At 72.9% G+C, this 13,298-nt stretch carries 11 protein-coding genes and 1 pseudogene; 2 read left to right on the top strand and 10 right to left on the bottom strand.

The genetic code is table 11. The features are described 5' to 3' along the window. Positions 1–38: 38 nt before the first annotated feature. From NQU55_RS05795 to NQU55_RS05760, 8 genes are all read right to left on the bottom strand, one after another. Positions 39–1,076: a serine/threonine kinase C-terminal domain-containing protein gene (locus NQU55_RS05795; protein WP_168096354.1), complete on the bottom strand. Its 1,038-nt coding sequence runs from the start codon at positions 1,074–1,076 to the stop codon at positions 39–41. 13 nt (positions 1,077–1,089) lie between these two features. Next, complete coding sequence (locus NQU55_RS05790; RefSeq protein ID WP_168096355.1) at positions 1,090–1,689, bottom strand: hypothetical protein; 600 nt, start codon at positions 1,687–1,689, stop codon at positions 1,090–1,092. Further along, positions 1,686–3,278, bottom strand: a complete 1,593-nt coding sequence (locus tag NQU55_RS05785; protein WP_256789932.1) for an AbeC-like domain-containing protein — start codon at positions 3,276–3,278, stop codon at positions 1,686–1,688. The genes NQU55_RS05790 and NQU55_RS05785 overlap by 4 nt, the downstream gene beginning before the upstream one ends. Before the next feature lie 304 nt (positions 3,279–3,582). Continuing rightward, positions 3,583–4,572 carry a malate dehydrogenase gene (locus tag NQU55_RS05780; RefSeq protein ID WP_168096094.1) on the bottom strand — a complete coding sequence of 330 codons (990 nt, stop codon included), beginning with the start codon at positions 4,570–4,572 and terminating at the stop codon, positions 3,583–3,585. Positions 4,573–4,740: 168 nt separating this feature from the next. Further along, the gene (locus NQU55_RS05775; RefSeq protein WP_168096095.1) at positions 4,741–5,883 is read right to left on the bottom strand and encodes an XRE family transcriptional regulator; all 1,143 of its coding nucleotides are present in this window, start codon (positions 5,881–5,883) and stop codon (positions 4,741–4,743) included. A 390-nt stretch (positions 5,884–6,273) separates the two neighbouring features. Next, a complete protein-coding gene (locus NQU55_RS05770) occupies positions 6,274–7,500 on the bottom strand; it encodes an NADP-dependent isocitrate dehydrogenase (RefSeq protein WP_256789929.1) in 1,227 nt (408 codons plus the stop codon). 128 nt (positions 7,501–7,628) lie between these two features. Continuing rightward, on the bottom strand, positions 7,629–8,072 hold the full coding sequence (locus NQU55_RS05765; RefSeq protein WP_168093860.1) for a DUF3017 domain-containing protein: 444 nt from the start codon (positions 8,070–8,072) through the stop codon (positions 7,629–7,631). Continuing rightward, on the bottom strand, positions 8,062–8,931 hold the full coding sequence (locus tag NQU55_RS05760) for a bifunctional methylenetetrahydrofolate dehydrogenase/methenyltetrahydrofolate cyclohydrolase (RefSeq protein ID WP_168093861.1): 870 nt from the start codon (positions 8,929–8,931) through the stop codon (positions 8,062–8,064). Before NQU55_RS05760 ends, NQU55_RS05765 begins: the two co-directional genes overlap by 11 nt. 251 nt (positions 8,932–9,182) lie before the next feature. Here NQU55_RS05760 and NQU55_RS05755 point away from each other — a divergent pair, with 251 nt between their 5' ends. Continuing rightward, on the top strand, positions 9,183–9,785 hold the full coding sequence (locus NQU55_RS05755; RefSeq protein WP_168093862.1) for a hypothetical protein: 603 nt from the start codon (positions 9,183–9,185) through the stop codon (positions 9,783–9,785). Positions 9,786–9,858: 73 nt separating this feature from the next. Here NQU55_RS05755 and purH read toward each other — a convergent pair whose 3' ends face one another. Together purH and purN are read right to left on the bottom strand one after the other, a co-directional pair. Next, the gene (gene purH, locus NQU55_RS05750; protein ID WP_168093867.1) at positions 9,859–11,430 is read right to left on the bottom strand and encodes a bifunctional phosphoribosylaminoimidazolecarboxamide formyltransferase/IMP cyclohydrolase; all 1,572 of its coding nucleotides are present in this window, start codon (positions 11,428–11,430) and stop codon (positions 9,859–9,861) included. Between the two features lie 11 nt (positions 11,431–11,441). Further along, entirely contained in the window at positions 11,442–12,074 is a 633-nt protein-coding gene (gene purN, locus NQU55_RS05745) for a phosphoribosylglycinamide formyltransferase (RefSeq protein WP_058045884.1), read from the bottom strand. Positions 12,075–12,432: 358 nt separating this feature from the next. Here purN and NQU55_RS05740 point away from each other — a divergent pair. Next, positions 12,433–13,257: pseudogene (locus NQU55_RS05740) on the top strand (hypothetical protein). Positions 13,258–13,298 lie beyond the last annotated feature (41 nt).

Raw genomic sequence — 13,298 nt, 5'->3', positions numbered from 1 at the left:
AAAAGCTATGCGTCTTTCTTTACAAAGAGTGACACGGGTCACTGAGTGTCGCTGCCGCCACCGCTGCTCGCGCAGTACCCGGAAGGGCAGAACGACCCCAGCAGCACCCGGTAGATCTCCTGGTGCCCGGACCACTCGCCGGCCGGCCCCGCGACCAGCAGCGCGTACTGCCGCCGGTCGGGCCCGGTGAACGCCCGGTCGACGACGCGGCGCACCGTGCCGTCGGGCCGGACGTAGGTGTACTCCAGCTCCGCCGCGTCGGACGAGGGGCTGCCCACCGTGGTCAGCCCCAGCTTGCGGTACCCCTTGTTTTCGGACACCGCCCGCTCGGTCTCCTCCAGGGATTCATAGGGCGTCGGCTCGGGGCCCGCCAGGGTGAACACCTGGATCAGGCTGTTGCCGTCCGCCCGCCTGAAGAAGACGCTGGCGCCCTCCGTGGTGCGCTCCCACCCCTGCGGGACGTCCGCGCGGAAGCCGGAGACGTCCTCCGTGCGCCGGAAACCGGCCGGGGCGTCCGGGGCGGAGCTCTGACCGGACCCCGGTCCGGATCCTGACCCGGAGCCGGACCCGGATCCTGTTCCGGAGAAGGTGCCCGGCGGGGCGCTCGGGCTGTAGCCGCCCGTGGCATAGCCCGTGGCGCCCGCGGTGAGGCCGCCCGTGAACCCGCTGGTGCTCCCGCCAGTCGTCCCACCCGTGGTGCCTGTGGTGCCCGTGGTGCCGGAGATGCTGCCGTACGACGGGCCCGGGCTCGGCAGGACGCTCGCGCTCGGGCCGGGCGACGCCTCACCGGAGATGCCCGGGCCCGGATCGCCGCCGTCGTCCCGCATCAGGGCCCAGGCCCCGACGCCCAGGCCGCCCATGAGGACCACCCCGGCCAGCGCACCGGCCAGGATCGCCGCGTGCGAGGGCCCCTCGGGCAGGCCGTCCGGCGGCCCGGGGAGCAGGTGGACCTCGGGCTCGTCGGGATCGTGGAGGCGGTCGTGCTCGTCCGCGGCGTCCTCCGGCGCCGCGTGCGGTCGCCGGCCGGGCGGGTCGTCCTCGACCCACTGCTGGAGATCCGCGTCCCAGCGGCTCATGTGCCCCTCCCCCTCACGTCAGCAGCCGGCCGGCCGCCTCGGCGACCGTGGCCGCCGAGGCCAGGCCGCCGGCGGCCGTGGTTCCGCTGCTCAGCAGGGCCCGCAGCCGCACCAGGCGGCCGCGCTGCGTGCGGCCGGTGCGGCGGGCCTCCTCCTCCAGGCCGGCGAGCTCGTCGCCGACCGCGTCGACGCCGTCGCCCTCGGCCCGTACGAGCAGGGGCAGTTGGCGGCGCAGCTCCGCGACGGCCTCCAGCAGCTCGGGCGGCACGGCCAGGACCTCCCGGGAGGAGTCGACGGCCCGGGCCTGCCGGCCCGCGGCGACCGCGCCTCCCGAGAGCTCGCCGACCGCGACGCCCCCGTGGCCGGGCGCCTCCGCGGGAACGGGCACTAAGCCGGTGCCGGGGTGGGCGTCCCGGCCGGCCCGCTCGGCGCGGCTCTCGTTCTTCCCGGCGTGGTGCGCGGCCCGTTCCGCGTGGTTCTCGGCCTGCGCGCGCTCCCCGGCGGCCACGGCGCCGCCCGTCATCCGGCCGATGGTGATGCCGCCTCCGCTGCCGGCACCTCCGCCCGCACCGCTGCCGGCACCGCTGCCGCCGCCCTGCTTGCGATCCGTCATGATCCCCCGTCCTTCGTGGTGTTCTTGGCCTGGGCGCCGCTGCCCGCGGCCACGGCGCCGCCGCTCATCGAGCCGATGAAGACGCCGCCGTCGCTGACCTGCACGATCTGCTGCTCGAACTGGTCGGTCTCATATCCCTGGGAGCGCAGCGCGTCCCGTACGCCGCTCGCGATCCGGTCCTGGACCGTCTTCACGTAGCGGCTGATGTCCATCTCCTGGAACAGCGAGACGGACTGCACCCCGGCGATCTCCCGCACCGAGCCCGCGGGGCCGTCCGGGACCGCGCGGCGCGGGTCGGCCAGCCACGTGCGGAAACCGGCGACGGCCGTGCGCACCGTCGAGACGGCGGACGCGAACCCGGCGGCCGGCGCGGTCAGCAGGGCGCGGACGCCGTCGCGCAGGATGTCGTCCTCGCCGCGGGCGGCGATCACGTCGACCGCGCGGAACTCCGGCTTGACCGGCTTGAGCACGTGCGGCACGACCTCCAGCACCAGCATGCCGCCCTGGGTGTGCACCCTGACCAGCAGGGAGACGACGACCTGCTCGTCCCAGGCGCCGACGCGGACCCGCAGGAAGTAGCGGCGGGCCTCGCCGCCCTCGTCCACGGCGTCCCGCAGGTGCTGCCGGACGACGGGCGCGTCGTAGCGGACCTCGGGCCGGGGCGGGCCCACGGGCAGGTAGACGAACTCCTCGATCTCCAGGTCCTTCAGGCGGTCGCGGCTGGTCGCGGCGGCGGAGTCGCGCAGCGCCTCCAGGCGGGGCCGGATCAGGTCCACGACGGCGCGGGCGGTGAACGGCGGCCGCGGACCACCCTTGCCGCCGTCGCGGGGCTTGAGCTCCAGGACGAGCGACCACGGCTCGTGCGGGCGGCCCATGCCGAGGAACGGGCGGGAGGGGTCGTAGATGGTCAGCCCCGCGTACTGCTCGCGGTCGATCGTCGCCGCGATGCGGCGGTGGTGGCGCGAGCGCGGCACCGCGCGGGGGTGGTGGGCGAAGGCCTCCCGGCCGAGCTCCAGGCGCATGATCGAGGCGACGCGCGAGCGGTGCATCCACACGGGCAGGACGAGAAGCAGCGGGAAGAGCAGGGCCGCCCAGTTGCCCGCGCCCTCGAACAGGGCGACCAGGACGAAGCCCCAGTAGCCGAGCTGCAGCACGGGCGGCCCGACCGCCCGCAGGGCACGCAGCGAGGTCCGCCCCTTGACGGCTTCGCGCAGGGTCTTGTTGTCGACGGCGTAGACGGCGCTCCCGCGCCCGGCGGCCGCCTGCCCGATCCACTGCACCACGCAGACCACGGCGTAGAGGACGGCCCAGGGGATCTGCGTCTCCGGGTCGGCGCCCGCGTCGGTCGCGAACCCGACGGCGAAGAACGCGACCCATAAGCAGGCCAGCAGCACCGCCGTGAGCACGTCCTGCGCACGCGCCCGCAGCGCGTGGGTGAGCACCGGCACGACGTCGACGCCGAGCGACGGCGCGATCGGCCGCTCCTCGTGCTCCACCAGCTCTTCGACGACGCGCCGGCGGAAGTCGAGATCGAGGTACACCCCCGCGCAGAGCAGGCGGGTGGCCTCGCTCCGCGCGTCGGGCCGCACGTCGGACCTGCCGGTACCGGCCGTTCTCGCGGACCCGGAAGACGTGGCCTGATCGGTTCTTGCGGATCCGGCGGATAAGGTCATGAGCTCTCCGATCGTCGAACTCACCTGCGAATATGCAGGAGTTGACGGATTTTCGGAGAACTCACAATAAGCCAATCCGCTTCCCGCCGACCCCACTTGCACTCGGATAACGGACGGAAAAACGACCCCGTACGAGTGCAGGGCCACACGCCTGTACGGAAAAACGGGAGTGCCCCGGCAGCTGTTGCTGCCGGGGCACTCCCGTCAAGGATCCGGAAGATCAGATGAGGCCGAGGGCGCGGACCGCGTCGCGCTCCTCCGCCAGCTCCTGGACCGAGGCGTCGATGCGGGCGCGGGAGAAGTCGTTGATCTCCAGGCCCTGGACGATCTCGTACTTGCCGTCCTTGCAGGTGACCGGGAAGGAGGAGATGAGGCCCTCGGGGACGCCGTAGGAGCCGTCCGACGGGATGCCCATGGAGGCCCAGTCGCCCTCGGCGGTGCCGTTGACCCACGTGTGGACGTGGTCGATGGCGGCGTTGGCGGCCGAGGCGGCCGAGGACGCGCCGCGGGCCTCGATGATCGCCGCGCCGCGCTTGGCGACGGTCGGGATGAAGGTGTCCGCGAGCCAGGCCTCGTCGTTCACGACCTCGGCGGCGTTCTTGCCGGCGATCTCCGCGTGGAAGACGTCCGGGTACTGGGTGGCCGAGTGGTTGCCCCAGATCGTCAGGCGCTTGATGTCGGCGACGGACGAGCCGGTCTTCTGGGCCAGCTGCGTCAGGGCGCGGTTGTGGTCCAGGCGGGTCATCGCGGTGAAGCGCTCGGCCGGGACGTCCGGCGCGGCGGCCTGGGCGATGAGGGCGTTGGTGTTGGCCGGGTTGCCCACGACGAGGACCTTGATGTCGTCCGCGGCGTGGTCGTTGATGGCCTTGCCCTGCGGCTTGAAGATGCCGCCGTTGGCCTCCAGCAGGTCACCGCGCTCCATGCCCTTGGTGCGCGGGCGGGCGCCGACCAGCAGCGCGACGTTCGCACCCGCGAAGCCGACGTTCGGGTCGTCGGTGATGTCGATGCCGCGGAGCAGCGGGAAGGCGCAGTCGTCGAGCTCCATGGCGGTGCCCTCGGCGGCCTTCAGGCCCTGCGGGATCTCCAGCAGGCGCAGCTTGACCGGCACGTCGGCGCCGAGGAGCTGACCGGAGGCGATGCGGAAGAGCAGCGCGTAGCCGATCTGGCCGGCTGCACCGGTGACGGTGACATTGACGGGAGTGCGGGTCATGGCGATCTCCTGCTGCGAACTGGGGTTGGGTGTCCCTGCCCATGAGTGAGGATCTCTCTCGGTATCAAGAGATCCGGCGTCAGGCTATCCGACCCGGCCCGCTCCGAACCCCCGCCCCCGTGTGGGACGCCTCACCGTGCCGCACGCGGCGCCCCGGCCGCCGGGCGCTCACCCGGCCGGGGCGGAGGCGGCGCGCGCCACCGTGCACCCCTCGGGCCCCGAGGTCAGCGCCGCGCAGGCCGTGGCCTTCCCCGGTCCGGAGACCGCGACCATCGGGGTGTAGCCGTCGGCGTCGCGCACCACCTTGCCGGACTCCGAACGGGCGGGCACGCCGCCGTCCGCTGCCGCGTCTATCCGGACGGCGTCGCCCGGGGCCGCCTGCGTTATCCGCGCCCACGCCGCGCCGCACACCCGGCTGTAGCGGACCTCGACGTAGGACGTGCCGACGGTCGCGGATCCGGCGGTCGTCGCCCGGCCGCCGCCGCAGCCCATGGCCTCGGGGTCTTTGCCACTGCACTCGGCGCCCGTGCACTTGACGCCGGCGGGCAGGACGACGGAGGGAGAGGAGAGCGGCGGCGCGCTGCCGGGGCCCCCGCCCGCGCCGTCGCCGACGCCCAGCAGCAGGACGATCGCCGCGACGACGAGGAGGGCGCCCACCACTCCCGTGACGAAGAGGGCCGCGCGGCGGCGGGGTGCCGGGGCGTCGGCCGGGATGGCCTTCGCGCGGTAGTCGGGCGGCCGGGGCGAGTCCGGGACGGGCGGGCGCGGGGCCGGCCCGGAGGGACCCGCGGCTGCGGCGGGGCCCGCTGCTCCCGCTGGGCCCGCGGCCGGGTTCTCCTCCGTCGCTGCCGCACGGCGCGCCACCTCGTGGCAGAGCGGCTCCGAGATCACCGCACCCGGCCGGCCCCCGGCCCGTGCGGAGTGCGGGGCGGCCTGCGGGGCCGCGGTCTCCGGGGCGGCCTGCGGCGGGCCGAACTCTCCCAGCGCGGCCCGCGCCCGGGCGATCCGCGCCGACTCCACGGTGGAGTCGTGCCGCATCTCGCTGCGGCTCCACGCCCGCTCGGCGAGCTCCCACATCGTGCTCAGGTGGACCACGTCGGTCCCGGTCGCCTCGGCCAGCGCCTCGGCGGCCCCCAGCGGCGGCAGCAGCCGCCCGCCGAGATAGCGCTCCCACGACGTCTTGCTGTAACCCGTGCGGTCCGCGACGGCGCCGATGCTCAGCCCGCTGCGCTCCACGAGTCTGCGCAGCTGTTCGGTGAATTCGCGCACTTCCGGGTCGAGTTCCTCCGGTAGCGCCCTCCAACGAGGCATTGCACTCCCCTGTCCCCCGGTGTCTTCGGTGCTCTTCCCGTGCCGTGACCCGATTTCCGTGCCGTGCGTGCCGCGGCGCCCCTTCCGCAGCCTCGGTGCTGGCTACCCAGGGGGATGCCGCAATCCAGCATGGCAGTTCCCACAGGCGGGGCGCATCGTGGCATTTGGGTTAATCAGGAGTCCCACCGCGCGCCCTTGTCACATCTGCTGCACAACTGATACGCGACGGCGAACTCGTCGCAGAACCGTCACCCCCCGGCCACAGCAGGCTTGAAGATCTTGAAGCCCGAACACGCGATCATGAAACTCGTCTGCGGGGCGGTGGCCGGTCCCCCCACGGGGGTGGAGGACCGGCCACCGCGGCCGCTCACGCGACTGCCGGCACGCCGTTCACACGGCTGCCGGCACGAGCTTCCCGCGCAGGTTCGCCTCGACGGCCGCGAGGAACTCCTCGGTGGTCAGCCAGGGGGTCTCCGCACCGACCAGCAGCGCCAGGTCCTTGGTCATCCGCCCGCCCTCGACGGTCTCGACGCACACCCGCTCCAGCGTCTCCGCGAACGCGGCGACCTCGGGCGTGCCGTCCAGCCGCCCGCGGTGGGCCAGGGCCCGGGTCCAGGCGAAGACCGAGGCGATCGGGTTGGTGGAGGTGGCCTTGCCCTGCTGGTGGCGGCGGTAGTGGCGGGTGACGGTGCCGTGCGCGGCCTCGGCCTCCAGCGTGCGGCCGTCGGGCGTCATGAGGACCGAGGTCATCAGGCCGAGCGAGCCGAAGCCCTGGGCGACGGTGTCGGACTGGACGTCGCCGTCGTAGTTCTTGCAGGCCCAGACGTAGCCGCCGGAGGACTTCAGGGCGGTCGCCACCATGTCGTCGATGAGGCGGTGCTCGTACGTCAGCCCGGCCCGGTCGAAGTCCGGCTTGAACTCGGCGTCGAAGACCTCCTGGAAGAGGTCCTTGAAGCGGCCGTCGTACTTCTTCAGGATCGTGTTCTTGGTGGACAGGTAGACCGGGTAGCCGCGGTCCAGGCCGTAGCGGAAGGAGGCGCGCGCGAAGTCGCGGATCGACTCGTCCAGGTTGTACATGGCCAGGGCGACGCCGGGGCCGGGGAAGTCGTAGACCTCCAGCTCCAGCGGCTCGGAGCCGTCCTTCGGGGTGTAGGTCACGGTCAGGGTGCCCGCGCCGGGGACCTTCAGGTCGGTCGCGCGGTACTGGTCGCCGAAGGCGTGACGGCCGACGACGATGGGCTTCGTCCAGCCGGGGACGAGCCTCGGCACGTTCGCCATGATGATCGGCTCGCGGAAGATCACCCCGCCGAGGATGTTGCGGATGGTGCCGTTGGGCGAGGGGTACATCGCCTTGAGGCCGAACTCCTCGACCCGCGCCTCGTCCGGGGTGATCGTCGCGCACTTCACGCCGGCGCCGTACTGCCGGATGGCGTGCGCGGCGTCGACGGTCACCTGGTCGCCGGTGGCGTCGCGGTTCTCGATGCCCAGGTCGAAGTACTTCAGCTCCACGTCGAGGTGGGGCAGGATCAGGCGGTCCTTGATGAACCGCCAGATGATCCGGGTCATCTCGTCGCCGTCGAGCTCGACGACCGGGCCGACTACCTTGATCTTGGCCATGACGGGGACCGTCCCTCTCGCGGGCAGCACCGGCCCTTCCCCGCCCCGGAGGCAGGAAAGGGATCACCTCGTCATCAAACTACTCGAAATCAGGCAAAGCCGGTCGAGCCTGGCCCGTGGAGTCGGAGCTAGACCGTGAAGTGGAGGATGTCCTCCAGGAACGGCACCTTCAGCCACGGGTGCGGCTGCGCCATCAGGGACAGCAGCAGGATCGCCCCGCCCAGCCCGCCGTACGTGATCATGTCCGTGAAGCGCGAGCGCACGGCCAGCATGCCCACGGACGGCAGGGCCCAGCGCAGCACCGCCCCGCCGGCCATCGCCAGCCCGATCAGCAGCGTCCCGACCCGGAACGCGTCGAAGGCCACGATCAGCAGCCCGAGCCCGGTCACGCCCATGACCGCCAGCAGCGGCCACTGGCGCGCCGGCGCCGGGGCGTCACCCGGGGCGGCGCGCCCGCCGCCCTCGGGGCGGGCGGTGTCCCGCGTGAGCTGGAAGCGCCGGCCCTTGCCCGCGCCCGGCTCCTTGCCCGGTCCCTTGCCCGGTCCTTCGCCCGGCTTCTCCTCAGCCCGCATTGCCGCTTCCGGCGGCGCGCTCGGCGGCCTCCACCACGTTCACCAGCAGCAGGGCCCGGGTCATCGGGCCGACGCCGCCGGGGTTCGGCGAGACCCAGCCGGCGACCTTGGCGACCGCCGGGTCGACATCGCCCATGATCTTGCCCTCGCCGTCGCGGCTGACGCCGACGTCCAGCACGGCCGCGCCGGGCTTGACGTCCTCCGGCTTGATCAGGTGACCCACGCCCGCCGCGGCGACGATGATGTCGGCCTCGCGCAGGTGCGCCGACAGGTCACGGGTACCGGTGTGGCAGAGGGTGACCGTGGAGTTCTCGGTGCGGCGGGTCAGCAGCAGGCCGATCGAGCGGCCGACGGTGATGCCGCGGCCGACGACCACGACGTGCTTGCCGTTGAGCTCGACGTCGTGGCGGCGCAGCAGCTCGATGATGCCGTTGGGGGTGCAGGGCAGCGGGCCGGTCTCGTTCAGCACCAGGCGGCCGAGGCTCATCGGGTGCAGGCCGTCGGCGTCCTTGGCCGGGTCCATCAGCTCCAGGACGCGGTTGGTGTCGATGCCCTTGGGAAGGGGGAGTTGGACGATGTAACCGGTGCAGTCGGGGTTGTCGTTGAGCTCGCGGACGACCGCCTCGATCTCCTCCTGGGTGGCCGTGGCGGGGAGTTCGCGCTGGATGGAGGCGATGCCGACCTCGGCGCAGTCGCGGTGCTTGCCGGCGACGTACCACTTGCTGCCGGGGTCGTCGCCGACGAGGACGGTGCCGAGACCGGGCTGCACGCCCGCGGCCTTCAGCGCCTCCACTCGCACGGTGAGTTCGGACTTGATCGCTGCTGCGGTGGCCTTGCCATCGAGAATCTGGGCGGTCATGACCCCCATCCTCGCGGATGGGGCGGCCATGGTTCCAATCAGGGCGGCCCGCCGAAGGTGACGAATTCGCTTCGGTTATTCCCTGCAGCCCCCGCGGCCCCTCGGATACGGGTATCAGCTGGACAAAAGTCAGAGGCCCTATAACGATGATCCGCGTGCCGCGGGTGCAAATCGGGGGCGAGCCGCTGACACAACTCTCCTCCGAATGCCTGCGCCGTCCCCGCACGACACCGACGGAGGAAATCCCCAGCATGAGCTTCGGCGATCAGAACAACCCGTACGGCGCGCCCCAGCAGGCGCCCGGTTACGGATATCCGCAGCAGCCCCAGGGCGGTCAGCCCGGTCAGCCGTACGCCGCGTACCCGCAGGCGCAGGGCGGCTACGCCGGTGCGCCGCAGGGGCCGCAGGTGATGCCGGGCATCACCAAGGCGGCCCGCATCATGCTGTACGCGATCGCCGCGGTCCACGTGATCGTGGCGGGCCTGTGCGTCGCCGCGGTCGCGGCGATCGGTGACGCGAAGAAGACCCACGGAGGCGGCACGGTCACCACCGCGCAGGGCGACACCGTGGACGCCGACACGGTCTTCGACGCCGGAAAGGGCGTGTTCGCGTTCCTCGCCGCGCTGGCCGTGATCTTTGCGATCCTCGGCATCATTCTCGCGGTGCGCTACGCCAAGGGCGCCAATGGCGTCCGCGTCGGCTCGATCGTCTATGCGGCGTTCGGCATCATCAGCGGCCTGGTGTGCATCGTCTTCTACGGCATCGGCCTCATCGGCCTCATCCTGTCGATCCTGGTGATCGTCTTCGCGGCCAAGCAGGCGTCTCAGGACTGGTTCCGCCGCCCGCGCTTCTGAGCGCCCCCGTGACGGACACGGAGGCCCGTACACCCGATCGCATCGGGGTACGGGCCTCCGCCCGTTCCACGGCCTAGTGGAAGAAGTGGCGCGTACCCGTGAAGTACATCGTCACGCCCGCCGCCTTCGCGGCCTCCACGACCTGCTCGTCGCGGACCGAACCGCCCGGCTGCACCACGGCCTTGACGCCCGCGGCCGTCAGCACCTCCAGCCCGTCCGGGAAGGGGAAGAAGGCGTCGGAGGCGGCGTACGAGCCGCGCGCCCGCTCCTCGCCCGCCCGCTGCACGGCCAGCTTCGCGGAGTCGACGCGGTTGACCTGGCCCATGCCGACGCCGACGGTCGCGCCGTCCTTGGCCAGCAGGATCGCGTTGGACTTGACCGCGCGGCAGGCGCGCCAGGCGAAGGCCAGGCCGGCCAGCTCCTCGGCGGACAGCGCCTCGCCCGTGGCGAGCGTCCAGCCGGCCGGGTCGTCGCCCTCGGCCTGGAGGCGGTCCTTGACCTGGACCAGGACGCCGCCCTCGACGGGACGGGTCTCGCGGTGCGCCGCGGGGGCGTCGGCGCAGCGCAGCACGCGGATGTTCTTCTTGCGGGCCAGCACCTCGACGGCGCCGTCCTCGTAGGCCGGGGCGACGATGACCTCGGTGAAGATCTCGGCGACCTGCTCGGCCATGGCGACCGACACGGGGCTGTTGACGGCGATCACGCCGCCGAACGCGGACAGCGGGTCGCACTCGTGGGCCTTGCGGTGGGCCTCGGCGACGTCCGAACCGGTCGCGATGCCGCACGGGTTGGCGTGCTTGATGATCGCGACGCAGGGGTCGGTGTGGTCGTACGCGGCCCGGCGGGCCGCCTCGGTGTCCACGTAGTTGTTGTAGGACATCTCCTTGCCGTGCAGCTGCTCGGCGTAGGCGAGGCCCTTGCCCGTGCCGTCCGTGTAGAGGGCGGCGGGCTGGTGCGGGTTCTCGCCGTAGCGCAGGACCTGCTTGCGCTCGTAGGAGGCGCCGATGAAGTCCGGCCAGGGGCCCTCGTCGGCGCCGCTGTGCTCATCAGCGGCTCCGCCGCGGGCCTCGGCGAACCAGTTGGCGACGGCCACGTCGTAGGCGGCGGTGTGCTGGAACGCCTCGGCGGCCAGGCGCTTGCGCTGCGCCAGGTCGAAGCCGCCGTCGGCGACGGCCTTGAGGACGTCCTGGTAGCGGCCGGGGTTGACCACGACGGCCACCGAGGGGTGGTTCTTGGCGGCGGCGCGGACCATCGAGGGGCCGCCGATGTCGATCTGCTCCACGCACTCGTCGGGCGAGGCGCCGGAGGCGACGGTCTCCCGGAACGGGTAGAGGTTGACGATCACCAGCTCGAACGGCTCCACGCCCAGCTCGGCCAGCTGCTCGCGGTGGGAGTCCAGGCGCTGGTCGGCCAGGATGCCGGCGTGGACGCGCGGGTGGAGCGTCTTGACGCGGCCGTCCAGGCACTCGGGGAAACCGGTGAGCTCCTCGACCCGGGTGACCGGGACGCCGGCGGCGGCGATCCGGCCGGCCGTCGAGCCGGTCGAGACGAGCTCGACGCCCGCCTCGTGCAGACCGCGCGCGAGCTCCTCCAGCCCGGCCTTGTCGTAGACGCTGACCAGCGCGCGGCGGATGGGCCGCTTCATACCTTCGGCGGTCACAGGAATTTCACCTTTCGTCCCTCTATGCGGTAGCCGTTGCGGGCCAGGCGCCCCACGACCTCGACGAGCAGCTCGCGCTCGACTTCCTTGATCCGCTCGTGCAGCGCGGATTCGTCGTCCTCGTCCCGGACCCCGACCACGCCCTGGGCGATGATCGGGCCGGTGTCGACGCCGTCGTCGACGAAGTGCACGGTGCACCCGGTCACCTTGACGCCGTACGCGAGCGCGTCGCGCGCGCCGTGGGCGCCGGGGAAGCTGGGCAGCAGGGCGGGGTGCGTATTGATCACGCGGCCCCCGAAGCGGGCCAGGAACTCCTTGCCCACGATCTTCATAAAACCGGCCGAGACCACGAGGTCCGGCTCGTGGGCCGCGGTGGCCTCCGTCAGCGCCCGGTCCCAGGCGTCGCGCGTCGGGTGGTCCTTGACGCGGCAGACGAACGTGGGGATCCCGGCGCGCTCGGCCCGCTCCAGGCCGGCGATGCCGTCCCGGTCGGCGCCCACGGCCACGATCCGGGCGCCGTAGCCCTCCGGATCGGCGGCGATCGCATCGAGCAGGGCCTGCAGATTGGTGCCGGAGCCGGAGACCAGGACGACGAGGCGGGCGGGGGGCGCGGGAGGCGGGGAGGCCACGGTGGGGCCCTTTCTCGCGGGCGAGCGGTGTGATGGCCGTACGGTTTGTATGGTCGTACGAGACGAGGGCGTCGCCGAATACGGGGGACTCTACGAACCCGTCGACCGCCAGCAACGATACCGGCACACCGAACGGCCCCCGCGGGACGGGGGCGCGCGCGGAAGGTAGCGTCTGGAAGCAGCGCACGGAAAAGCGCGGGCCACGTGCACGGAATCCGGGCGCGACGCCGTACGTTCGGAGTGCGGTAGGCACGGACGCCGGGGATGTGCCGTACGTCCCGGGCGTTCGGGCACACATCCTGGACGGCGCACATCCTGGGCGTGCCGGACGACGACACAAGGGGAAGACACACTCCACATGCCGGACCGACGCCGTCACGCGGCACACCGCCTCGCGCTGCCCACCGACACCCCCGGCGGCGGTGCGATGAGGAACGCCCGCATGTCGCACGACCGCCCCACGCCGCCCTCCCCCGGCGAGCAGCGGGACAACCCCTTCGCGCCGCCGCCGGAGGGGCAGCCGGACCGGCCCTGGCAGCCGCGGCAGGCACCGTAGGGCCGCGGGGACGGCCGGGACGACGGCCGGGGAGACGGCTCGCAGGACGGGAACGACTCCGGCGACGAGCGGCAGCAGCCCCCCGCCTGGGGCAGCCAGTGGAGCAGCCGGCAGCCCGGCCGCCACGACGGCGGCTTCGGCGGCGGCCCGGGCGGCCCCGCGGGCGGTCCGGGCGGAAAGGGCGGCCCCGGCGGGAACGGCGGCCTGCGCTGGGACCCCACGGACCCCGCCCAGCGGCGCGCCCGCTACGCCCTGCTCGCGGGCATGTGGGGCTTCTTCTTCGCCCTGTTCAGCATCCCCTACGTCGCCCTGCTGCTCGGCGCCCTCTCCCTCTACTGGGGCGTCAGCGCCCTGCGCGCCAAGGCCCGGCCGCCGCGGCAGGACCCGGACACCCCGGCGGCCCCCGCCCCGGCGCCCGGCGCCTTCCGGCCGCAGACGACCGCGGCGGTCAGCGGCCTGGTGACGGGCGGACTGGCGCTGGCCATCGTGGCGGCGACGTTCGTCTTCCAGATCGTCTACAGCGACTACTACACGTGCGTGGACGACGCCCTGACCCAGAGCTCGCAGCAGGCGTGCGAGAAGCACCTCCCGAAGCAGCTGCGGCCGCTGCTGGGGACGCGGGACTGAGCCGGACGGGAGCGCGGCCGGGCCGGACGGATCCCGGCCGG

The sequence above is a fragment of the Streptomyces telluris genome, from assembly GCF_024519335.1.
GTDB classification, from domain to species: domain Bacteria; phylum Actinomycetota; class Actinomycetes; order Streptomycetales; family Streptomycetaceae; genus Streptomyces; species Streptomyces telluris.
This window is presented reverse-complemented; position numbering and strand designations above follow the sequence as displayed.